At 71.1% G+C, this 22519-nt stretch carries 16 protein-coding genes and 1 pseudogene; 10 read left to right on the forward strand and 7 right to left on the reverse strand.

The window, feature by feature from the left end; all coding sequences use genetic code 11:
* Positions 1–4 precede the first annotated feature (4 nt).
* The 3 genes from AB5J56_RS10580 (at position 5) to AB5J56_RS10590 (ending at position 5156) form a co-directional block, all read left to right on the forward strand.
* Positions 5–874: a response regulator transcription factor gene (locus tag AB5J56_RS10580; RefSeq protein ID WP_369232333.1), complete on the forward strand. Its 870-nt coding sequence runs from the start codon at positions 5–7 to the stop codon at positions 872–874.
* Positions 875–1208: 334 nt separating this feature from the next.
* Positions 1209–4058, forward strand: a complete 2850-nt coding sequence (locus AB5J56_RS10585) for an AAA family ATPase (RefSeq protein WP_369232335.1) — start codon at positions 1209–1211, stop codon at positions 4056–4058.
* Between the two features lie 306 nt (positions 4059–4364).
* Positions 4365–5156 (forward strand): trypsin-like serine protease, encoded by a 792-nt coding sequence (locus AB5J56_RS10590; RefSeq protein WP_369232337.1) that lies wholly within the window; start codon positions 4365–4367, stop codon positions 5154–5156.
* A 104-nt stretch (positions 5157–5260) separates the two neighbouring features.
* Here AB5J56_RS10590 and AB5J56_RS10595 read toward each other — a convergent pair whose 3' ends face one another.
* The 3 genes and pseudogenes from AB5J56_RS10595 to AB5J56_RS10605 all read right to left on the reverse strand — a co-directional run bounded on the left by AB5J56_RS10595 (position 5261) and on the right by AB5J56_RS10605 (position 6802).
* Positions 5261–5431, reverse strand: a complete 171-nt coding sequence (locus AB5J56_RS10595; protein ID WP_369232339.1) for a tautomerase family protein — start codon at positions 5429–5431, stop codon at positions 5261–5263.
* 98 nt (positions 5432–5529) lie between these two features.
* A pseudogene (locus AB5J56_RS10600) lies at positions 5530–5649 on the reverse strand (LysR family transcriptional regulator); the annotation flags it as partial.
* A 55-nt stretch (positions 5650–5704) separates the two neighbouring features.
* Entirely contained in the window at positions 5705–6802 is a 1098-nt protein-coding gene (locus tag AB5J56_RS10605; RefSeq protein ID WP_369232341.1) for a winged helix DNA-binding domain-containing protein, read from the reverse strand.
* Between the two features lie 224 nt (positions 6803–7026).
* Between AB5J56_RS10605 and AB5J56_RS10610 the strand changes: the two genes are divergently transcribed.
* On the forward strand, positions 7027–8187 hold the full coding sequence (locus tag AB5J56_RS10610) for a magnesium and cobalt transport protein CorA (RefSeq protein ID WP_369232343.1): 1161 nt from the start codon (positions 7027–7029) through the stop codon (positions 8185–8187).
* Positions 8188–8746: 559 nt separating this feature from the next.
* Entirely contained in the window at positions 8747–9193 is a 447-nt protein-coding gene (locus AB5J56_RS10615; protein WP_369232344.1) for a hypothetical protein, read from the forward strand.
* 175 nt (positions 9194–9368) lie between these two features.
* On the opposite strand, the gene AB5J56_RS10620 is transcribed toward AB5J56_RS10615, so the two are convergent.
* Entirely contained in the window at positions 9369–10856 is a 1488-nt protein-coding gene (locus AB5J56_RS10620; protein WP_369232346.1) for an MFS transporter, read from the reverse strand.
* Positions 10853–12055 (reverse strand): M20 family metallopeptidase, encoded by a 1203-nt coding sequence (locus AB5J56_RS10625; protein ID WP_369232348.1) that lies wholly within the window; start codon positions 12053–12055, stop codon positions 10853–10855. The genes AB5J56_RS10620 and AB5J56_RS10625 overlap by 4 nt, the downstream gene beginning before the upstream one ends.
* Positions 12056–12159: 104 nt before the next feature.
* Here AB5J56_RS10625 and AB5J56_RS10630 point away from each other — a divergent pair, with 104 nt between their 5' ends.
* Positions 12160–13260, forward strand: coding sequence for an Lrp/AsnC family transcriptional regulator (locus tag AB5J56_RS10630; RefSeq protein WP_369232350.1), 1101 nt, complete (start codon positions 12160–12162; stop codon positions 13258–13260).
* A 385-nt stretch (positions 13261–13645) separates the two neighbouring features.
* On the opposite strand, the gene AB5J56_RS10635 is transcribed toward AB5J56_RS10630, so the two are convergent.
* Entirely contained in the window at positions 13646–14287 is a 642-nt protein-coding gene (locus AB5J56_RS10635) for a TetR/AcrR family transcriptional regulator (RefSeq protein WP_369232352.1), read from the reverse strand.
* A 141-nt stretch (positions 14288–14428) separates the two neighbouring features.
* Between AB5J56_RS10635 and AB5J56_RS10640 the strand changes: the two genes are divergently transcribed.
* The 4 genes from AB5J56_RS10640 to AB5J56_RS10655 all read left to right on the forward strand — a co-directional run bounded on the left by AB5J56_RS10640 (position 14429) and on the right by AB5J56_RS10655 (position 20128).
* Positions 14429–15988, forward strand: coding sequence for a long-chain fatty acid--CoA ligase (locus AB5J56_RS10640; RefSeq protein WP_369232354.1), 1560 nt, complete (start codon positions 14429–14431; stop codon positions 15986–15988).
* A 24-nt stretch (positions 15989–16012) separates the two neighbouring features.
* Positions 16013–17230: an acyl-CoA dehydrogenase family protein gene (locus AB5J56_RS10645; RefSeq protein WP_369232356.1), complete on the forward strand. Its 1218-nt coding sequence runs from the start codon at positions 16013–16015 to the stop codon at positions 17228–17230.
* A gap of 97 nt (positions 17231–17327) precedes the next feature.
* A complete protein-coding gene (locus tag AB5J56_RS10650; RefSeq protein WP_369232358.1) occupies positions 17328–18758 on the forward strand; it encodes an MFS transporter in 1431 nt (476 codons plus the stop codon).
* Complete coding sequence (locus AB5J56_RS10655; RefSeq protein ID WP_369232360.1) at positions 18755–20128, forward strand: PhoPQ-activated protein PqaA family protein; 1374 nt, start codon at positions 18755–18757, stop codon at positions 20126–20128. The genes AB5J56_RS10650 and AB5J56_RS10655 overlap by 4 nt, the downstream gene beginning before the upstream one ends.
* An 80-nt stretch (positions 20129–20208) precedes the next feature.
* On the opposite strand, the gene AB5J56_RS10660 is transcribed toward AB5J56_RS10655, so the two are convergent.
* Positions 20209–22476: an MMPL family transporter gene (locus tag AB5J56_RS10660; RefSeq protein WP_369232362.1), complete on the reverse strand. Its 2268-nt coding sequence runs from the start codon at positions 22474–22476 to the stop codon at positions 20209–20211.
* Positions 22477–22519: the final 43 nt, after the last annotated feature.

Below are 22519 nucleotides of genomic sequence, written 5' to 3' on the forward strand. Positions count from 1 at the left end.
GCAGATGGCAGCAGACGCAGCCGAGGCGGTGGAATTGCGGGGCGCGCTGGTACGGCTGCGGCGTGCCACGGGGCTGCCGGTCGCCTTCGGCGGACTGGTCGAGCCCGGACGGCAGCACGTTCGCATCAGCGAACTCAACGGCACGGCGACGGCGGCACTCAGCGCGCTCGCAGTGTCGTCGGGCAATGGCCTGGGCGGCAAAGCGGTGGCTCTCGCCCGGCCGTGCGCGGTGACGGACTACTCCGCCTCGCGGCAGATCAGCCATGAGTACGACATTGCGGTCGCGACGGAGGGCCTGTGCTCGGTGGTCGCGGTCCCCGTCGTCGTACGCCGTCGGGTGCGTGGCGTGCTGTACGGCGCCCTGCGCACCGCGCAGCCGCTCGGTGACCGCACGCTCGGGGCGGCCGTGGCGGCGGCGCGGGACGTGGAGCAGGCGCTGGTCGTGCGGGACGAGGCGCAGGGACTGCTGGCCGTGGCGCAGCGGCCCGGGTCGGCGGCGGAGCCGGCGGCCTGGGAGGAGGTGCGCGAGGCGCACGGGGCGCTGCGGGCGCTGGCGCCGCGGATCGTGGACCCGGCGCTGCGGGCCGAACTCCTGGAGGCCTGCGGGCTGCTGGCCGGTGCGGCCGCACCCGCACATGGGCTCGGCCGCCGGACCGGGGCCGGGGCCGCCGCACGGACCGTCGCGCTGGCGCCGCGCGAGGTGGACGTCCTCGCCTGTGTCGCGACCGGGGTGACCAACGCGGGCGTGGCCGAGCGGCTGGGTCTGCGCCCGGAGACGGTGAAGGGGTACCTACGGTCGGCGATGCGGAAGCTGGGCGCCCATACGCGGCTGGAGGCAGTGGTGGCGGCGCGGCGGGCGGGATTGCTGCCGTAGGTACGGCGCGTTCACTGCCGTAGGCCGAGGTTCGGCGCGTTCACTGCCGTAGGCCGAGGTTCGGCGCGTTCACTGCCGTGGGCCTGGCCAAATTGTTGTCATTGCCGCATTGGACTGGGCCATTGCGCGGCAGCAGGGGCGGGACCGCCGCAACAGGCACCAAATCGTCCCTTTTCGGCCGTTCCGTGAACCTCTCCCTCCGGTCGCCATTCATTCGGTCCGGCGCTGAATCCCTTTATGCCGATCTCTTGTTATTTCCCTCACCACCCCGACCCTCCGAAATTCAAAGAAACATTGCCTAATATTGGCCCGGACACGACACACGAGGGGAGCGGTGACCGTGCGAGGGGACTTCGACGAACCTGCGAGACCGCGCCCCGACCTGGTCATCGGCCGGGAGGAGGTGTTCGCGGGGGCTCGTGAGCATCTCGCCGGCGGGGGCAGCGTGCTGGTGCACGGCCCCGCGGGAATAGGAAAGTCGGCCGTGCTGCGCGCGCTGGCCGCGGAATACGCCGAATCGGCCCGCACCGTGTTGCGCTGCTCGGCGACCGAGTCCGAATCCCATCTCCCGTTCCTCGCGCTCGCCGACCTCTTCGGTCTCGTCGCCGACGAGGTCTCCGACAAGCTGCCCGCCCCGCAGCGCACCGCCCTGGAATCGGCGCTCACCGGCCGCGGCGAGTCCACCCTGCAGCGCGACGGTCTCGCCCTGCGGCTCGCGGTGCTGTCCGTGCTGCGCGCCCTGGCCGCCGAGGGACCGGTGCTGATCGTCGCCGACGACCTCCAGTGGCTGGACCCGGCCAGCGCCGAACTGCTCGGCTTCGCCGCGCGCCGCCTCGGCGACATGCCCGTCCGCATGCTGTGCGCCGTACGCACCGACACGGACCCGCAGGGAACACAGCACGATCGCTATCTACGCGCGTCCCCGCCGGAGACCCTGGCCGTGCGGGTCAATCCGCTCACCCGGGCGCAGGTGGGCGAACTCCTCGCCCGGCGCGGCCACACCGACCTGCCCCGGTCCACCGTGCGGGACATCCACCGCACCAGCGGCGGCAATCCGCTCTTCGCGCTGGAGCTGGGCCGCGCGCTGGCCGAGTCGCCGACCCCGCCGAGTCCGGGGGAGCAGCTCCCGGTGCCCACCTCGCTGCGCGCGCTGGTACTGAACCGGCTGGAGATGCTCTCCGCCGAGGCCCGCCGCACCCTGCTCGTGGTCAGCGCGGGCGCCCGCCCCACCCTGGCGCTGCTGCACGCCGCCGGACGCGAGAACGCCGAGGCGGAGACGGCGTCGGCCGCCGCCCTCGGACTCCTCGCCACCGAGCGCGAGACCCCCGGCATCCGCTTCGCGCACCCCCTCATCTCCGCCGCCCTGTACGCCGAGGCGACCGCCCAGGAGCGGCGCGCCGCCCATGCCGCACTGTCCACGGCGGCCTCCGACCCGATCGAGCGGGCCCGCCATCTCGCCCTGGCCACCACCGGCACCGACCCGGAGGTCGCCGGCCGGCTCGGCGAGGCGGCGGCCGCGGCGCGGGACCGCGGCGCCCCGGCGGTCGCCGCCGGACTCGGGCTGCTGGCCGCCCGGCACACGCCGCCGGACGCCCGGCCCAGCCCGGACGAGCGGCACCTGACCGCGGCCGAGGACGCGGTCACCGCCGGTGACCTCGACCTCGCCCGGGAGATCGCCCGCGAAGTGCTGAGCAGCGCGACCGAGCCCTCCGACCGGGTGCGCGCCTGGATGATCGTGATCGACACGGCCGGTCACGCCATGTCGGAGGTCGACGCCGCCTTCCCGGAGGCGCTCGCCGACGCGGGCGACGACCCGCGGCTGCTCGCCCTGGTCCGCTACCAACTGGCCTGGCGGGCACTGCTGGTGGAGGGCGACTTCACCGAGTGCCGTGCGGAGGCCGCGCGCGCGGCGGAGCTGGCCGCACGGGCCGGCGACCGGCGTACCGAACTCATGGCCCTCGCCTTCCAGGCCCAGACCGAGACCCTGATGGGCCACCCGGAGGCGCCCGCCACCATCAAGCGGGCGCTGAAGGAGCCTCAGGACCCGCGGGCCGCGTGCCATCACAACGGCGCCGGCTCGGCCCGGTTCCGCTGGCTGATCATGAGCGACCAGCTGCCCGAGGCGCGGGCCGCGATCACCACCCTGCTGCGCGAGGCGCGGCGGCGCGGCATGGTCGAGAGCGAGGTGCACTTCCTGCGCGGGCTCGCCGAGACCGAACTGCGCTCCGGGCACTGCGGCCAGGCGCTCGAACTGGCCCGGGAGAGCCTGCGCCTGGCGCGCGACACCGGGATCGGCGAAGGCGCCTCCGCCATGCTCACCTCGCTCGCGGAGGCCTCCGGCGGCGAGGTGCAGCGAGCGCTCGAACTGGCCCGGGAGGCGGCGGCGCACGCCGAGGAGAACGGCGACCTGATGTACCTCTCGCGCGCTCTGGGCGCCCTCGGGCACGCCCAGTTGGTGGCCGGGGACGCCCAGGCGGCGGTCGAGGCACTGCGCCGGGTGCGGGAGCTGGAGCGCGGCCTCGGCATCACCGACCCGGCGCGCGGCCGCTGGCACGGCGACCTCGCCGAGGCGCTGGTGCGGATCGGCGAGCCGGTGGAGGCGCAGGACGTCATCGACGTCACGCGCACACATGCGCTGCGGCTCGGGCGCGAGAGCGTGCTCGCCGTACTGGACCGCGCTGAGGCGCTGGTACGCGCCGCACGCGGCGAACACGCGGCCGCCACAAGACAGTTGACCTCCGTGCAGGACCGACTGGCCAAGCTGGGCTACGGCCTGGAGGAGGCGCGGGCCGCGTACGCCCTGGCCTCCCTGCGCACCCTCCCCCACGCTCTCGGCCTCGGCCGGACGGCGGGGACCCCGCTGCCCGGCCCGACCACGTACGACGAGGCCTCCCGGCTCTTCCGCCGGTGCCGTGCACTGCCCTGGCTGCGCCAGGTGGAGACGGCGGCCGCGGCGCGTCCCGCGGCGCCGCCGCTCGCCTCCGCCGCCCTCGACACACTCGCCGCGACGGAACATCAGGTCGCCGCGCTCGTCATGGAGGGCGCCACCAACCGCGAGATCGCCGCGCGGCTGTTCATCAGCGTCAAGACGGTCGAGGCGACCCTCACCCGGGTCTACCGGAAGCTGGGCATCCGCTCGCGGGTGGACATCGTGCGGCTGGCGGCGGAACGCCGGACCGACTGACTCCGACCCTCCTGCGAGCGCGCTCGAACCTCCGCTGCACGCGTCCGGAGACCTGACGGAGTGACCCCTCGCGTCGCTGCACACGCTCGAGCCTCGCCCGGCGTTACGCTCGCGGAGGTTTACGCCCGGCGACCGAGGGTTTTCCCTCCCGAACTCCCCTAGGGGGTTCCCTCATTGGGAGGAGCCCATTCCGCCTTCTAGCGTGAGGGTGTGCCGCTCGCTCGGGCACTGGGGTCCGGTCCCGCGGTCCCCGTGCAGCACCCCCCACCCGCGCGTCCCCCCACCGGCAACCTTTCGAGGAGACCCATGTTCGGGTTCAACCGTGTCACGAAGACCGCCGCTGTCTGCGCGGCGACCGCTGCCGCCGCCGCGACCGCTCTGCTCGGCGCCCCCTCCGCCGTGGCCGCACCCCAGCCCATCGTCGGCGGGACGACGACCACGACGACCGCGTACCCGTTCATGATGCAGATCACGGATGCCTCGCAGAACCAGTTCTGCGGTGGCACCCTGGTCGCCGCCAACAAGGTCGTGACCGCCGCCCACTGCATGGTCGGCGAGAGCACCAGCAGCGTGCGCGTCGTCGGCGGCAGAACGTACCTGAACGGCACGAACGGCACCGTCAGCAAGGTCAGCAAGATCTGGATCAACCCCGACTACACGGACGCCACCAACGGCGACGACGTGGCCGTACTGACCCTGTCGACGTCGATGTCGTACACGAAGGCGTCCTACGTCTCGTCCTCGGACACCGGCGTGTACGCGGCCGGCACCACCGCCCGCATCGTCGGCTGGGGCACCACCTCGGAGAACGGCAGCTCCTCCAACCAGCTGCGGACCGCGACCGTCCCGACCGTGTCCGACTCCAGCTGCCGGAGTTCGTACGGGTCCGAGTACGTGGCGAGCGACATGATCTGCGCCGGATTCACCTCCGGCGGCGTTGACACCTGCCAGGGCGACAGCGGCGGTCCGCTGCTCATCGGAGGGGTCCTGGCAGGCATTACTTCCTGGGGCGACGGCTGTGCCGAGGCCGGCAAGCCGGGTGTCTACACCCGGCTGACGACCTTCTCCAGCCTGGTGACGACGCAGATCAACTCGTAGTCGCCCAACGACTCCTGAGCACCCCTCAGGTGAATACCAGGGGGCGTTGCGGGCCACCACGAGCGGCCCGCAGCGCCCCCTATCCAACTCCCGCTCCACCCCACCTACTTGTCGGCGGTCAGCTTCCCTGCGGTACCCCAACTGTCCGCCGGCACCTCGTGGATCCACACATGCACGCTCTCCGCCGGGATCTTGTACGCGTCGATGAAGGCGTCGGTGACACGCTTGACGAGGTCCCGCTTGAGTTCGACATCGCGCGGGGCGTCGGGGGCCAAGAGGCAGCCGGAGAGCGCAGCGATCGGTTCCGTAGCGGACGCGTCCCGATGGTCGCGAGGGTGCCCTGGAGGGAGCCGCACACCGGCCCGGGCACCGGCGAGCGGTCGAACAGCTCGGCGCCCAACTCCCGCTCCAGACGCCGTATTTGCTGACTCACCGCGGACTGGACGATGTGCAGCTCCTCGGCGACGGTCACGAAATAGCCGAGCTGCCGCAGTTCCTTGACCTGGACTGTAAGCCCCTCGTGATCGGCGGCGGAGGCGGGCCCGAGGTCAGCGCACGACGGTCCCGAACCGGATGTCGTACGACGACGAGCCGCCCATGACCTTCAGCATGCGCTCGGCCTCCTGGACGACGTCCTCCCGCTGGGCCCGGGTGAGCCCCCCGAAGAGCTCGATGGTCACAACGTCCTCCTCCAGACGCCACAGACCCGCGAGGAATCCGTCCACGAGCAAGGTGCGGTACGCCTGATTGCCCTGCCAGGAACGCCCCTTGAGGTCGGCCGGCACCACCCGGGTGCGGTCCGCGTGCGACAGGAGCAGGTTGTCGAACTCCGGCAGGAAGCGCGGCGGCGCCGGGGTGTCCGCGTCGGGGCGGGGAGCCTCGGGGAGATCGAAGAGCTCGACGCCGCTCTCGTCGCGGAAGGTGACCAGCCCGGGGCGCAGCCGCTCGAAGGCGTCCCGCAGCCGGGTCAGACCGGCCCAGGTCTGCATGTCCTTGACGGAGGCCGGGCCGAAGGCGCCGAGGTAGCGCAGGACGGTGGCGTCCGGGGTGGGCACCGGCTGCGCGGGGCGGCCGAGCCAGTGCTCGACGGTGGTGAGCGCGACCTGACCGCTCCTGCCCCACAGACCGCGCGGGGTGACCTGGACCAGCGGCAGCCTGCACCGGGCGGCCACGGCGAGCGCCTGCGGATCGGCGTCCGGCCACTCGACGAGCAGCGCCTCGCGGAGCTGCTTCATCGTGCGCGGCTCCTCCTCGACCAGCTCTCGGCTGAGCACGGCCAGCCGGTCGAGGTCGACACCGGCAAGGCCCTTGCGGAAGTTGCCGAGCTCCCGCTCCCGGGCGTCCTGCACGAGCGGCCGGAGCGTGAGGGCGTCGTCGGCGGTGTGCGTGTGGATGGTCGACCGCATGGTGACGATGCGTACGACGTCCCGCGCCTCCATGGCCTTCGACAGCTCCTCCGGCCGGAAGCCTTCGAGGCGGGCGGCGAGGGCGTAGTACGGCGGCTTCACGTTCTGGGCCTGGAGGCCGAGCAGGTGCGCCACCGCGTCGATCGCGGAGAGGGCGGACCGGGCGAGCAGGTGCTGACGGGCGAGGGTGGCGCGGTTGAGGGCTCGGGCGGTCAGGACGGGCCCGTTCGTCTTCGTCATGTCCAGCACGCTAGCGGGCCTTGCGGACACGTTCTGTCCGCAAGGCCCGGCGGCCCTGGCAGGCCCCGCACGCTGACGTCGTTTGCCCCGTATATCCTGCTCCTGCTCCGTGATCACACGGACGTACGTCCCGGACGGCCTTCGGGGACGGCGTCCGATACGACGACCTTCGGGACGGCGTCCGCCACGACGCCCGAGACGACTCGACAGGGGAGGCAGCCGCGATGTCCGAGCGCCGCGCCCGCGCAGCCTCGAAGAACGGCCGGAAGTCGGCCTGGCGCCGAGCCCTGACCACGCCCGCCGCGCCGCCGACGCAGCCCCCGGCACCCCACCCCGACCCGCCGGCCCCCGAACCGGCGGAGGCGGACAGCGTCGTCCAGGCGGCGCTCTACCGCGACGGTGTGCGTGTCGCGTCCCCACTCACCCTCGCCGACACCTTCCGCCAGCTCCGCGACGAGCCGGACGGCATGGCCTGGATCGGCCTCGCCCGCCCGACCGAGTCCGAACTCCTTTCCCTGGCCGCCGAGTTCGATCTGCACCCGCTCGCCGTCGAGGACGCGTTGGAGGCCCACCAGCGCCCGAAGCTGGAGCGCTACGGCGACACCCTCTTCGTCGTCCTGCGCGCCGCGCGCTATCTGGACGCGCCCGAGGAGGTCGACTTCGGCGAGCTGCACCTGTTCGTCGGCCCCGACTTCCTGATCACGGTGCGCCACGGCGCGGCCCCGGACCTCTCGGCGGTACGCCGCCGCATGGAGGACACCCCCGAGCTGCTGAAGCTGGGACCGGAGGCCGTCCTCTACGCCATCCTCGACTCCGTCGTCGACGGCTACGTCCCGGTCGTCTTCGGCGTCCAGAACGACATCGACGAGATCGAGACCGAGGTCTTCCGCGGCGACCCCGAGGTCTCCCGCCGTATCTACGAACTCTCCCGCGAAATGGTCGAGTTCCAGCGCGCCACCCGCCCCCTCGTCGGCATGCTGCACGCCCTGATGGCCGGCTTCGCCAAGTACGGCACCGACGAGGAACTCCAGCGCTACCTCCGCGACGTCGCCGACCACGTCACCCACACCAGCGAACGCGTCGACAGCTTCCGCCAGGCCCTCACCGACATCCTCACCGTCAACGCGACCCTGGTCACCCAGCAACAGAACGCCGAGATGCGGGCGTTGGCGGAGGCGGGGTTCGAGCAGAACGAGGAGATCAAGAAGATCTCGAGCTGGGCCGCCATTCTCTTTGCTCCCACACTCGTAGGAACTATCTACGGCATGAACTTTGAGCACATGCCGGAGCTGGGCTGGCGCTTCGGATACCCCTTCGCGATCGGCTTGATGGGGGTGGTTTGCGTAAGCTTGTACCTGATTTTCAAGCGGCGGGACTGGCTCTGAAAGGACTCGCATCGCACTCAGTCCTTCTTCGCGCTTTACTCTCGTATCTCTCACAGTTCGAGCCAGAAACGGCCGTGGGGAGCGCCTGGGGAGAGGTGATGCCGATGATCTCCTCGCCCTGCTGGCGACGGTCGCCTGACCTGGCCTTTTGGGCATCGGTGAACGCTGGGGAGAATCCGGGGAGAAACGACTGGCGGCCCACGCTTCGCGCCTGCCGCAACGAGCCCATCTGGCTTCCCGCTCGACACTACCCGCGCGACGTCGTCAGCCCTGTGGCACATCACGGACAGTGACAGCCATGGGGCACCCAGGCGCTCCCAAACGCTGGATCTGCCGTGGCGACCCATTGGTCCCCGCTTCGGACTACTACGGCCTCCGCCTTGAACTGGATCGCTTGCCGCCGCCGGTCGCCCAAAGCCGTACTGACCGATGCGGCATCCGAGCTGATCGCGATTCCTCGCGCCGGTTCGTCGGCCAAGAGCCCCTCGCTGGGCGGGTGTCAGTGCAGGAGTGAGGTTGCGAGTCTGATGGTCTGGGTCGGACCGTCCTCGTCGAGGGCATGCGCCCCGATGCGGACCTCGTAGTCGCCGCCCGCGACACTGAAGGCACCGTCGACGTCGCCTCATCGGGCGAGGACGCAGGGTTCGAGGCTCAGTTCGACCGAGCGGCTCTGGCCGGCTTCGAGGTGCACCCGGTCGAGCGCGGCGAGACGCGGGACGAAGTCCGCGCCGTCCTGGCCGGCACGCCCGACATAGACCTGCGGCACGGCAGCCCCCACGCGGGTTCCGGTGCCCGCGTGCCGTACCCGGCCGCGGCCTTCGCGTTCATCCGGCAGGTCGTCTGGGGGCTGGAGGGCCTGCTGACCTTCCACGAGGGCGACACGGTGCACGAACTCGACGCGGGCGACACGCTCGAACGGGGCGAGCCGGCCCCCTGCGTCTTCGCCAACAACAGTGCGACCGAGTGCCGTTACGCCGTCATCCTCACCCGGGACGAACGGCCATGAGCCTCCCCCGAGGCTCCACCTTCCTCCTCGTCTGCACGGCCGGAGTGGCGATCGCGAACAACTACGCCATCCAGCCCGCCCTCACCGACTCCCCGCCCGCTCCCTCGGCTCGGGGACCACCATCGTGTGCGGTCTTCGGGTCGCCGGAGTGCCGCCACACGGCGGAACGTCGCGTTCAAGCCGCCCGAGTAGGGCCCGGCGTGGCCGTACCGCCCGTCGCACGCGCGCCGGAGCCGAGGTCCCCCGTCGCACCCGCAGCATGCGCCTCACGACCGGTCAGCATCTGGAGGATCAGAGCGCCCACGCACAGCAGCGCGCTCAGCCCCCAGATCGTCAGATACGCGGAGAGCGCCGGGACCTCGGTTCCCTCGACGACGAGGGAACCGAGGACGACCGCCGAACCCGCGCCCGCGACACTGCCGCCCAGGGTCTTCAGGTTGTTGTAGACGGCGGTCGCACTCGCCGTGCGGTCCTTGGCGCTGCGTTCCACGATCAGTGTGGGCAGGCCGCCCAAGGCCAGGCCCATGCCGAAGCCGGAGACGGCGGACGCCAGGCCGAACAGGGGCAGGGTGGTGTGCGTGGCGATCAGCCCCACGTTCCCCGCCGCCATCAGTGCGAAGGAGAGCAGCAGCACACGACGGTAGCCGGAGCGGGCCGCCACCCGGGCCACGAGGCTCGCCCCGGCGAAGGCCAGCACATGCGGCACCGCGCCCCACGCGCTGATCTCCCAGGTGCTGAGCCCGAATCCGTACCCCTCGTCAGCCGTGGACGCGGCCAGATACGAGATGCCGACCGCCTGCCCGCCCAGCATCACGGCGCCGAAGAGGAAGCCAGAGACGTAGTACGGCGCGGACTGGCGGCGGGCCACCGCCCGGACGTCGACCAGGGCGTGCGGCCGGTCCCGTTCGAGCCGGACCCACCAGGCGAGCAGGGCCAGGGAGAGCACCAGACCGCCCAGGGTGAGCGGAGAGGTCCAGCCCCAGGTCGCGCCGCGCGCCGTCGTGCCGAGGAACAGCAGCAGCGAGAGCCCGAGCAGCAGCGCCCCCGACCAGTCCATCCGGCCCGGCGCACGCGTCCGTGACTCCGGGATCGCGCAGTACGACAGGGCCAGGCAGGCACACGCGAGCACGGCGAGGACCCAGAGCGTGGCCCGGACGTCCCCGGTGAGTTCGAGCAGGGGGCCCACCAGGCCGTGACCGAGGAGCGAGCCGAGGGTGAGCGCGCCGACGAGAACTCCCACTGCCCGTCGCCCGCCGTCGATGTCGAGCCGGTCCCGTACGAGGCCGATCTCCAGCGGCAGCAGCGCCGCCAGCGGACCCATCAGGGCACGGCCCATCAGCAGCACCGTCAGATTCGGCGCGAGGGCCACCAGGACGGTGCCCGCCGCGACGCAGACCAGCGCGATCCGGGTAAGCCGACGGTGCCCGTACAGATCTCCGAGCCGCCCGAACACGGGCACCGCGACGGCGGCCGCGAGGAACTGCACCGCCATGTACCACTGTGCCTGGGACGCGCTGATGGACTGCCAGTCCTGAACGGACGGCACGAGCGCCGGTGCCGAGCCCTGGAGGAAGCCGCTGACCAGCTCGAAGACAACGAGCAGGCCGACCACGGCGGTCACCCGGGGCGCCGCCACCTCCGCCGTCCCGCGCGGGGCCGTCATGCCGACGCGCCCGCGGCGAGCCGCCGCTCGGCGAGCGCGCTGAGCAGCGCGGCCTGGCGATGGAGCACCCCGTCGTCGAAGACCGCCCGCGGGGAGTGGTTCTGCGGCGCCTTCTCCACGTCCACGCCCTCAGGCGCCGCGCCGACCAGCAGCATCGCGCCGGGCACCTTGTTCAGGACCAGGGAGAAGTCCTCCGAACCGCTGGCAGGCTGCGGGGCATGCCACACCTCGCCCGCGCCGAACAGCTCGCGCGCCGTCTCCAGGGCGAACTCGGTCGCGACCGGCTCGTTGACTGTGACCGGGTAGAGCATCTCGTACGCCACCTCCGCCTCCAGGCCGTGCGCGGCCGCGATCCCGTGCACCAGCCGCGGCAGCCCTTGGGCCAGCCGCTCGTGGTTGGCCTCCGAGTAGCTGCGTACGGTCGCCTCGAACTCGGCCGTGTCCGGGATGACGTTGCGCTGCGTACCGGCGTGCAGTCGCCCCACCGTCACCACCACCGGGTCGAAGATGTCGAAGGTGCGCGTCACCCAGTTCTGCAGCGCGGTCACCATCTCGCAGACCGCGGGTACCGGGTCCTTGGCGCGGTGCGGAGCCGAACCGTGCCCGCCCTCGCCCCGCACCGTCACCCGCAGGACGTCGGACGCGGTCATGACGGTGCCGGGCCGGGACGCGACCCAGCCGCCGGGCAGCCGGTTGGCCGAGACGTGCAGGGCGAAGGCCGCGTCGAGCGGCTTGCCCGCCGCGTCCAGGACACCTTCGTCGATCATCGCGCCGGCACCGTTGTGCCCCTCCTCGCCCGGCTGGAACATGAACACCACATCGCCCTGGAGGCTCTCCCGGCGGTCCGCGAGCAGTGTCGCCGCGCCGACGAGCCCGGCGGTGTGCAGATCGTGCCCGCAGCTGTGCATCCGGCCCGGCATCTCGGAGGCGTACTCCACCCCCGTCAGCTCGTCCACCGGCAGTGCGTCCATGTCACCCCGCAACAGCACCGCCCCGCCGGGACGGCCACCGCGCAGCACGGCCGTGACCGAGGTCAGCTCCCGGCCCAGCGTGATCTCGAGAGGGAGACCGTCGAGCGCGGCGAGGACCTTCTCCTGCGTGCGCGGCAGCCGGATGCCAAGCTCCGGCTCGCGGTGCAGCGAGCGGCGCAGCCGCACGAGATCGGGCTGGAGTTCCCTGGCGCGTTCCAGTACGGACATGCTGCGTCAACCTCCTGATACGGTTCCGGCCATCGGTGCGGCAAGACTGAAGTCCTGACCGGCCCAACCGACCCGAATCGCAGGAAACGCGCAAGGGGCATCGAATGACGCAGGATTCCAGACATGGACCAGTACGGAATTTTGCGCACGGGGCGGTACGGACGCTCGACGACGTCGACCAGTCCCTGGTGCACGCGCTGCAGATCGCCCCACGCGCCGGCTGGAAAGAGATCGGCGCGGTACTCGGACTCGACGCCGTCACCGTGGCCCGCCGCTGGCACCGGCTCACCGAAGCCGGCGCTGCCTGGATCAGCTGCTCCCCCTCCCCCGCCCTCGCCGCGAGCGGACAGGGACTGCTCGCCGTCGTCGAGGTGGACTGCGCCAGCGGCAACCTGCTGACCGTCGCCCGGGCCCTCGCCGAGCTGCCCCACGTCACCGCCGTCGAACACGTCAGCGGAGACCGCGACCTGCTGCTCACCGTGATGGCCCCGGACCTCGCGGCGCTCACCCACTGGATGACCCGCGGCATCGGTGCGATGCAGGGCATCGTCGCCACCCGGACCCACCTCGCGAGCACCGTCTACACCGAGGGCAGCCGCTGGCGGCTGCGCGCCCTCGACCGCACCCAGATCGCCCGCCTCGCCGACACCAGCACTCCCCGCACCGACACCCCTGTCTTCCCCCTCACCGACCTGGACCACGCCCTCGTCGGAGCCCTGTCCATGAACGGCCGCGCCACCTACCGCGCCCTCGCAGACGACTGTGGAACGAGCCCGGACACCGTCCGTCGCCGACTCGGCCGGCTCTTTGCCGCCGGAATGATCCAGCCCCGTTGCGAGGTCGCCCGCCCCTTGTCGGAGTGGCCGGTCACCGTGATCCTCTGGGGGAGGGCTGCCGCAGCGGAGTTGGAGAGCGTCTCCCGCGCCGTCACCGGCGCCCGCGAGGTACGGCTGTGCGCCGGTCTCACCGGCCGGAACAACGTCCTCGTCGTGGCCTGGGTGAAGTCCCTCGCCGACGCCCAGCGCTTCGAGGTACGACTCGCCCAGCGCGTCCCCGGCCTGGACATCACCGACCGGGCCGTGGCCCTCTGGCCGCTGAAGCTCAGCGGCCACCTGCTCGACGAACGCGGTTACCGCATCGGCGGCGTCCCACTGGACGTCCGCACGGCCGGCGCCACCCGGCGAGATCCGGAAGACACTCCCTAGTAGTGCCAGTAGTGCTTCGTCAGGTCTTTGCGTGAGCGCTGATCAAGAGCATGTTGAGTGTGGCGATACACATGAAGTGAACCGATTACGCGCCGCGTTGGGGCTGTTCGTGGCCGATGCGTTCGCTTCGGTGCCGCGCAAGGATCAGCGGCCGGGCCACGCCTTACGCCTCCCGCAACGAGGCCGCTTCCTGTTTCAGCGCTCCCGTCCAACTGCATGCCCTGACAACCGAGAGGCAGCGTTCCGACATCGGGGTGGTGGAACGTCTTGTGCCGTGACTGCCGCCTCGTACGTCGCAGCGCTTCCACAGACGGGCGAGGTCGGGAGCGTCCGGACGATGGCGCGCGGCGGAGGCCGTAGCGGCCTCGGTCTCACCAGCTCCTGCTTACCGGCACTCCGGTCCATCTTCTGCGCCGACTACCGGTGGCCGCCCCTCGAACCCGTTCGCCCAGTACCGTCCCCTCAGCGACAGGTCGAGAAGCATCTCGGTGACCGCCTCGGGCGACAGCGGGCGCGGATCGGTCTCCAGCCACCACTGGAGTACGGAGATCTGCTCGCCGACCCAGGCGCGGGCGAGCACCTCGACGTCGATGCGGGGCGTCACCCCGAAGTGCTCGGCACGGGCACTGAACACCGCGGCCGCCGCCTGTGTCCGTGCCTCCACGAGCTGGCGCAGCGCCCGCCCGTCGCCCTCACCGCGCAGCACGACCCGGTAGGCGTCGCGTTCTTCGTCGGCGTGGCGGAACATCTCCAGGACCGGTTTGCCGGTGAAGCCCTGCGCGTCGGCGGGCACGAGTGGCCGGAGCCGGCGGTCCAGCTCCTCCTGGAGATCGGTCACGACTTGGCCGAGCAGGTCGTCCTTGTCCGTGTAGTGGCTGTAGAACGTCGCGCGCCCCAGGTCGGCGCGCTCGGTGATGTCCTCGACCTTGATGTCCGCGTAGCCCCGTTCCAGCACCAGTGACACCAGCGCGTCCCTGAGCAGACGTCGGCTGCGTCGTACGCGGCGGTCCCCCACCTCTGGCGACATCGGCCCTCCTCGCAGTCCTGATCGGGTTGCAGGTTACACCCCCATTGACACCCGGCCTGTTTCTGGACACGCTGTCCAGTACTGGTCACCAAGGCAAATATCTTCCGGTCAAATGAGTGTCGAGAGGGATGTGGTTCGCCAGTGAATCTGGGCAGTTACCTCAGCCGCAGCAGCACGTTCTGGCCCGATCATGAGGCTCTGGTCTGCGAGGAACAGCGGTGGACCTACCGGGAGTTGGAGGACTCCACCAACCGGCTCGCGTCCGCTCTGCTTGTGCGCGGCATTCGGCCGGGGCAGGCCGTCGCGACCTTCGCGGGCAACTGCGGGCAGCTCGTCGAGACGGAGATGGCCCTGTGCAAGGGCGGCTTCCTGCGCGTGCCGATCAACTCGCGCCTCGCCGCCGAGGAAGTCGAGCACATCCTCGACTACGCCGCCGTACGTGTCCTGCTCACCGATACCGCGCACGCCGAAGTCGCTCGTCGTGCTGTCGCCCGCGCCGGCGCCGACTGCCTGGTCGTCGACTACGACAACGCCGTCGAAGGTGTCACGCACTACAGCACCCTGCTCGCCGAGGGCACGGCCTCCGAGCCCGTCGCCGTCGACGTGAACGAGGACGACCCCGCCGTACTGAATTTCACCTCGGGCTCCACCGGCAAGCTCAAGGCCGCCGTGCAGACCCAGGGCAACCGGCTCGCCAACATGCGCAAGCTCCTGATGACCCCGGGAGGCGCTCCCTCCACGGCCGAGCGCTATCTCGCCGCCGGACCCATCACACACGCCACCGGCATGGGGCTGCTCGCCTCCCTGTCCCGTGGCTCGACCGTCGTCGTCCTGCCCAAGTGGGACGCGGAGCTGTTCCTGCGCGCCGTCGAGACCGAACGGATCACGACGACCTTCCTCGTGCCCACCATGCTGAACATGGTTCTGGCCCACCCGGACCTCGCCGGGCACGACCTGTCGTCCCTCACCTCCGTGCGCGTCGGGGGCGCACCGGTGTCACCGCAGCGGCTGCGCCAGGCGGTCGAGGCATTCGGGCCCGTACTCATGCAGGGGTACGGACTCGGGGAGACGACCAGCGGCATCACCGTGCTGACCGCCGAGGACGTGGCGGCCGGTGTCACCACCGACCCCGACCTGCTGATGTCGTGCGGGCGGCCCGTCTTCGACACGGAGGTGCGGGTCGTCGACGACAGCGGCAAGCCCGTACCGGCCGGCAGCCTCGGCGAGATCGTCGCACGCGGGCCGGACTGCGTGCGCGCGTACTGGAAAGAGCCGGAGCTGTCCGCCGAGACCTTCCGCGACGGCTGGGTGCACACCGGCGACATCGGCTACCTGCGCGAAGACGGCTACCTGTTCATCGTCGACCGCAAGAAAGACATGATCATTTCCGGCGGTTTCAACATCTACTGCAGCGAGGTCGAAGCCGCGCTCTACGAGCACCCGGCCGTCGCCGAGGCGTGCGTGGTGGGTGTGCCGGACGAGGAGTGGGGCGAGGCCGTCAAGGCGGTCGTCGTACGGCGCGAGGGCGCGGCGCTGTCCGAGGGTGAACTCATCGAGTTCTGCGCCGAGCGACTGGCCCGTATCAAGAAGCCCAGGTCGGTCGACTTCGTGGACTCCCTCCCCGTCAACCGCAACGGCAAGACCGACCGGCGCGCCGTACGCGACCGCTACTGGGCCGGCAGCGCCCGCAACGTCCACTGACCTACCACCGGAGCCCGACCACCCATGCCTTTCTCCCTGACCCCCACCTACGACGACAATCCCCGCCTGGCCGATCTCGTCGGCCGTCTGCGCGAGTACCTCGACGGTGAACTCGCCGCCTACGAATCCGACCTGGGCCTCACCCACGAGTCCGTCTACACCCGCTCCGTTCTCGAACCCGTCTGGAAGCGCAGCCGCGAGCTCGGGTTCTACGGCATCCATCTGCCCCCGGAGCATGGCGGCCAGGGCCTGACCTTCAGCGAACTCGCGGCCCTGAAGGAGGAGGTGGGCGCCTCGGGGCGGGTGCTTCAGCACAGCGTGCTCGGCGACATGGGCGGGCCACTGCGGGCCGGCTCCATCCTTCAGTACGCCACCGACCAGCAGTGGGAGACGTATCTGCTGCCGGTCATCCGCGGCGAGCGCGCCTGCTGCTTCTCGCTCACCGAGACCGACGCGGGCTCCGACGTACGCGCCATGCGCACCACCGCCACCCCGGACGGCGAGGGCTGGCGCATCACCGGCCACAAGGTGTTCTCCTCCGCGGGACCCTTCGCCGACTTCTCCGTCCTCATCGCGCGCATGGCCGAGCCGGAGCCCGAGGACGGCACCCCGCCGGGCAAGCCGAGGTTCTCCGCGTTCCTTGTCGACCTCGACGCGCCCGGCGTCACCGTCGAAGCGGGCGAGACCCCGATGTCCGGCGAGCACATCGAGAGCGACATCATCCTCGACGACTGCTACGTCGGCCCCGGACAGCTCCTCGGCAACGTCGGCGACGGCCTGCGCATCGGTCTGGGCCGCGTCACCACCAACCGCCTGCTGCACTGCCCGACCGCCCTCGGCGGCGCCCGCCGTGCCCTCGCGCTCAGCGTCGACTTCGCCCGGACCCGGCAGGTCTTCGGCGCCCCGCTCGGTGCCCTGCAGTCCATCCAGCACAAGCTCGCCGACATGGCCACCGCCTACTACGCGGCGCGCTCCATGACGTACGACGCGCTCGCCGCCCTGGACGCCGGCGCCGAGCCGCGCACGGAAGCGTTCATGTGCAAGCTCTTCGTCGCCGAGAACGCCTTCCGCATCGCCGACGAGGCCGTACAGATCCATGGCAAGGCCGGACTCGTGCGCGGCGCCGAAGTGGAGCTGCTGTTCCGGCAGTTGCGGATGTTCCGGATCCTCACCGGGTCCTCCGAGATCCAGCGGAACGCCATCGCGGGCTCGCTGCTTCTCGGCGACCGGCCACGCGGCTGACCTCGCCGCGTCCCGACCGGCCCAACTCCCGTAATCCGAAAGGCCCGATCCACCCAGCCTCGCCCGCATTCCGCCCCGCACCGGAGGTCAGCACACCGTGGACAACGTCGTCCCCGCCCGAAGCGTGGGAGACCGGCTCGACCGGCTCCCCCTCACCTCGTTCCACCGCAGACTCGTCGTCGCGCTGGCCGGAATGATCCTCTTCGAGTGGATCGAGACCCACTCCTTCGCCTTCGCCGCACCCATACTGCGCGAACAGTGGGACCTGCCGATCTCCGGGCTCGCGACGGTCGTCGCGGTCAGCTCACTCGGCGCGTTCACCGGCGGTGTCCTGGGCGGCTGGCTGGCCGACCGGGTCGGGCGACGGCGCACGCTCCTCGCCTTCGCCGTCGCCTACTGCCTGGCCGCCCTGTCCGCCACCCTGGTGCAGTCGCCGGAACAACTCTTGGTGGCACGCACCGCCGTGCAGTTCGGCGCGCAGGGCACGGCCGTCGTCGCCATCGTCGTCCTCTCCGAGTTCGTGCCCGCCACCGCTCGCGGACGTGTGCAGACCTACAAGGTGGCTCTCGGGTCACTCGGCATCCCGATCGCCGCCTGGTCGGGGTATTTCCTGCTGCCGCAATGGAGCTGGGGATGGCGTCTGCTGTTCGGGCTGGGAGCGTGCGGGGCCGTCTTCGCCGTGCTCGTATGGCGGTGGGTGCCGGAGAGCCCGCGCTGGCTGGCCGCTCACGGACAGACGGAGCGGGCGCATGAGATCGTCTGCACCATCGAACGCGCGTGTGGCGTGCAGCCGTCGGACCCGGCCCCGACCCGATCCCCGGACGGAGCCGGGGCCGGTACCGGAGCGAGGCCCCGGGTCCGCGCGGTCAGCCTGATCACCGGCGCCTACCGGCGCAGGTTCCTCGTCGTGACGGCCCTGTGGACCACCGGCCTTCTCGCGTACTCCGCCTTCACCACCTGGACCCCCACCCTCCTCAAGGACAACGGCCTCACACTCGACGACACCCTGCTGCTGTCCGCCGTCCTCGCCACCGCGGCCCCCATCGGCGCGATCGTCGCCGCACCGCTCATCGACCGCTGGGACCGGCGCACGACGCAGCTGGTCCTCGGCGTGCTGAGCGCGACCGTGCTGCTGCTGTTCAGCGTGGCCCGATCCCACGCGGCGATCCTCGTCTTCGGATTCGCCGTCAGTCTGCTGTTCCAGATGGCAGTGCCCTTCATGCAGGTCTACTCCGCCGAGGTGTTCCCCACCCGGATCCGCGCCGTCGGCTCCGGCACGGCCAACGCACTCTCCCGGATCGTCAACTTCGCAAGCCCCGCCCTGGTGGCCGCCGTGTACGGAGGTCTCGGCTACACCGCCGTCTTCGCCCTCCTCGCCGCCCTGGCCGCCACCGGCGGATGCGCCGTGTACCTCTTCGGGCCGCACTCCACGGGCGTCAGCCTGGAGGACGCCGCGTCCGGCGGGAACACGGCACCAGCCCCGGCCACCCGCGCCACCCGTACCGACACCGCGGTGGAGAACATATGACCGACTCGACGATCCCGGCGCCCGCCTCGGCCGGTGACGACGCATGGAAGCACGTCGGTCCCGCCGGCCTCTTCGACCTCGGCGAGCTGTACGACACCAACAGTCTCGACGTGGTGATCGAGAAGGACGCGGTCGAGGAGAGCACCGCCCGGCCCGGCGCCCGCGTGCGGAAGATCGCCCTCACCTTCACCAGCCAGCAGTGGCACGGCATGACATGGCGTCACCCCGTCCACGTCTACGCCCCCGCCCACACCCTGGAATACCCCCCGGCCCACGGAATCGCGGGCATCATCGGCACCGAGGCCGACTTCTGGAACGAACCCGGCAACGAGCGCCGCGTCATCCCGGAGACCGGCCAGGAGACGGAGAAGGAGTACGCGGAAGGCGCCGCCGTCGATCTCGGCATCCCGGTCATGATCTTCGCGACCCCTCCCGAACTCCCCACCGACATGAACGAGTCGGACCTCAACGGCTACAGCAACCGAAAGTTCTTCGAGACAGGCGACCTCACCTGGTACGGCTACTACCCCGTCGCCACGTCCTATCTGCGCGCCATCACCCTCCTGACGACCCTCCCGGGACTCGGCATCCGCAAGGCCGTGCTGTTCGGCCACTCCAAACGCGGCATCGGCTCGAGCATCACAACAGGCGTGGACCCCGACCGCCTCGCCGGCATCGTGACGACGGGCACCAACGGGATGAACATGCTGGAGGCCACCGCCCGCAAGATCGGCCAGTTCGGCATGGACATCGCCGGCCCCTCCGTGCACCGGGAGGGCCTCGGATTCCTCTCCGCCGACACGCAGTTGAGGATGTTCAACACCCCGCTCGGCTTCGAGGCGCTCAAGCGATTCGACCCGTACTTCTGGCGCGACTCCCTCACGACGCCCTGGCTCGTCGTCAACGGCACCAACGATCCGTTCTTCGCCGTGGACGTCGCACAGAGCATGCGGCACGCGAAGGGACCGACCACACTCGTCGCTGTCGACAACGTCACCCACACCTGGGCCTCCCAGAAGATCCTCGCCGCCTGGCGGATGTGGCTGGACCACCTCGCCAACGGCCGCCCCCTCCCCACCCTCGAAAACCTGACGGTCGACCGGTCCTCCGATCACCTCACCGTGACCACGCGCACGAACATTCCGATCACGGCGGCCCACCTCGCCACCGCCGGCATCCGCGGCACGGACTGGCGCCAGGCCAAGTGGTCCCTGACCTCCATGACCCAGACAGCCGACGGGACATACCGCCTCAGCGTCCCCTTCCCCGCGGACACGAGCATGGCCTGGTACGTGGAGCTGCGGCACGGAACCGCGTCGGACCCCGGGTTCGTCACCTCAGCGGTCAAGGTCGAAGCGCCTGGGGTCTGAACGGGAAATCTCCCAGGTCCAGGGCATGCGGGCGCCTTCGTTAATGCTGCTTGGCCTGTCCTGCAGGCCTACGGGAACCGCTACCGGATCCGCGGCTGCGAATACGAGATGTCGCCCGCCCCCACCGGCACGCCGGGCGCGTCGGTCTCGGAGCCGGCGCCCTCCGCCGCCGTAGCCGCCCGGCTGAGTCGCTCGCCCTCGATGTCGACGTCCGGCAACAGCCGGTCGAGCCACTTCGGCAGCCACCAGGCGGCCCGTCCGACCAGCGCGAGGACAGCCGGGACCAGCGTCATGCGGACCACGACCGCGTCGACGAGCACGCCGAAGGCCAGCGCGAAGGCGATCGGCTTGAGCATCGAACTGCCACCGGGCACGAAGCTCGCGAAGACGCCGAACATGATGAGCGCGGCGGCGGTCACCACGCGCGAGGCGTGCCGGGACCCGGACAGGATGGCCTCCCGGGGGCCCGCCCCATGGACGTACGCCTCCCGCATCCGGCTCACCAGGAACATCTCGTAGTCCATCGCGAGACCGAAGAGCACGGCCATCACCAGGATCGGCAGGATGCTGACGACCGGTCCGGTCTCCGCCACACCCAGCAGACCGGCCAGCCAGCCCCACTGGAAGACGGCGACGACGGCGCCGAACGTGGCCGCCACGGAGAGCAGGAATCCGAGGCTCGCCTTGAGCGGGACGACCAGGGAACGGAAGACCAGGAGCAGGAGCAGCAGGGACAGGCCGACCACGACCAGCGCGAAGGGGAGGAGGGAGTCGGCGAGGCGGGCGGACACGTCGATGCCGACGGCGGTGGTGCCGGTCACCGAGACGTCGGCGCCGGTCTTCTCCTGCCAGTCGGGGGCCTCGTCCCGGATGTGCTCGACGAGGTCCTTGGTCTTCTCGTCCTCGGGTCCGGTCTTCGGCACCACCTGGATGACGGCGTCTCCGTCCTTGGTGAGCTGGGCCCTGCCGACCGTGGCGACGCCCGGTGTCTCCTTCAGGTCCTTGGTGAGGGCGGCCGTGGCCTGCTGCGGGTCCTTGGCCCCGGAGGTGTCGGCGAGGATCATCAGCGGACCGTTGAAGCCGGGCCCGAAGGAGTCCGAGACGATGTCGTACGCCTTGCGCTGTCCACTGGCCGCGGGGGCGGATCCGTTGTCGGGCAGGGCGAGTTGCAGGTCCCGTGCGGGCGCGGCGAGGGCGAGCAGGCCGACGAGCACGGTGACCAGGGTGACCAGCGGGCGGCGGATCGCGAGAGCGCCCCACCGCTCGCCGAAGGCGCGCTTGGCGCTGTGGCCGGCGCCGTGGGCCGCTCGCTCGCGGCGGTCGGCGCGGGAGCCCGGCTTCGGGCGCAGCCGCTCACCCGTGAAACCCATCAGGGCGGGGAGCAGGGTGATCGCGACGGCGACCGCGATCAGTACGGAGGCGGCTCCGGCGATGCCCATGACGGTGAGGAACGGGATGCGTACGACGGCCAGTCCGGCGAGCGCGATGACGACGGTCAGCCCTGCGAAGACGACCGCGCTGCCGGCTGTCGCGGTGGCGGTCGCCGCCGACTCCTCGGTGTCCATGCCTGTGGCGAGCTGGGAGCGGTGGCGGGAGAGGATGAAGAGGGCGTAGTCGATGCCGACCGCGAGCCCGAGCATCGAGGCGAGCGAGGGCGCGGTGCTGGAGACGGTGAACACGCCGGTCAGCGCCTGGAGTCCGAGCAGGGTGGTGGCGACCCCGGTCACGGCGGTCAGCAGGGGCATGCCCGCGGCGAAGAGCGAGCCGAAGGTGATGGCCAGCACGCAGAGGGCGACCACCAGGCCCAGCAGTTCCTTGGAGTGGCCGCCCTCGCTGCCGGCGCCGCTGCCGTAGGCGGATCCGCCGACCTCCACGGTGAGACCGGCGTCCTTCGCCGCCTGTGTGGTCTTCTCCAGGGCGGGCAGGCTGGTGTCCGCCAGGTCGGCCTTGCCGACCTGGTAGCGCACTTGGCCGAGCGCGGTCGTGTGCTCGGGCGAGATCGTCCTGCTCTGTATGGGGTCGGTGACCGCGGCGACCTGGGGCGCCTTGTCGGCCTTCGCCATCGTGGCGCTGACCACGGACGCGTACCGCGGCTCGGTTATCTCGTGCCCCTTCGGTGCGACGAACACGATCTGCGCGCTGGTTCCGGCCGCGGAGGGCAGTGACGCCCTCAGGGTGTCCATGGCCTGCTGGGATTCCGAGCCCGGGATGGTGAACTCGTCGTCGGTCTGGCCGCCGAAGGCGACCAGACAGGCGATCACGGCGGCCAGCACCGCCAGCCATGCGGCCAGCACGGAACGTCGGTGCCGGAAGGCGCCTCGGCCGAGCCGGTAAAGCAGGGAAGCCATGAGTCGTGCTCCTTGAGGGGGGGGTGAAGAAGTGCGAGCGGCA

This window comes from Streptomyces sp. R21 (assembly GCF_041051975.1).
Lineage (GTDB): Bacteria > Actinomycetota > Actinomycetes > Streptomycetales > Streptomycetaceae > Streptomyces.

What these genes read in the sequence shown, in the direction of transcription:
- AB5J56_RS10580 (WP_369232333.1), top strand. Translation starts at nt 5, where the DNA reads ATGGCAGCAGACGCAGCCGAGGCGGTGGAATTGCGGGGCGCGCTGGTA.
- AB5J56_RS10590 (WP_369232337.1), top strand. Translation starts at nt 4,365, where the DNA reads ATGTTCGGGTTCAACCGTGTCACGAAGACCGCCGCTGTCTGCGCGGCG.
- AB5J56_RS10605 (WP_369232341.1), bottom strand. Translation starts at nt 6,802, where the DNA reads ATGACGAAGACGAACGGGCCCGTCCTGACCGCCCGAGCCCTCAACCGC.
- AB5J56_RS10610 (WP_369232343.1), top strand. Translation starts at nt 7,027, where the DNA reads ATGTCCGAGCGCCGCGCCCGCGCAGCCTCGAAGAACGGCCGGAAGTCG.
- AB5J56_RS10615 (WP_369232344.1), top strand. Translation starts at nt 8,747, where the DNA reads ATGCGCCCCGATGCGGACCTCGTAGTCGCCGCCCGCGACACTGAAGGC.
- AB5J56_RS10620 (WP_369232346.1), bottom strand. Translation starts at nt 10,856, where the DNA reads ATGACGGCCCCGCGCGGGACGGCGGAGGTGGCGGCGCCCCGGGTGACC.
- AB5J56_RS10625 (WP_369232348.1), bottom strand. Translation starts at nt 12,055, where the DNA reads ATGTCCGTACTGGAACGCGCCAGGGAACTCCAGCCCGATCTCGTGCGG.
- AB5J56_RS10630 (WP_369232350.1), top strand. Translation starts at nt 12,160, where the DNA reads ATGACGCAGGATTCCAGACATGGACCAGTACGGAATTTTGCGCACGGG.
- AB5J56_RS10635 (WP_369232352.1), bottom strand. Translation starts at nt 14,287, where the DNA reads ATGTCGCCAGAGGTGGGGGACCGCCGCGTACGACGCAGCCGACGTCTG.
- AB5J56_RS10645 (WP_369232356.1), top strand. Translation starts at nt 16,013, where the DNA reads ATGCCTTTCTCCCTGACCCCCACCTACGACGACAATCCCCGCCTGGCC.
- AB5J56_RS10655 (WP_369232360.1), top strand. Translation starts at nt 18,755, where the DNA reads ATGACCGACTCGACGATCCCGGCGCCCGCCTCGGCCGGTGACGACGCA.
- AB5J56_RS10660 (WP_369232362.1), bottom strand. Translation starts at nt 22,476, where the DNA reads ATGGCTTCCCTGCTTTACCGGCTCGGCCGAGGCGCCTTCCGGCACCGA.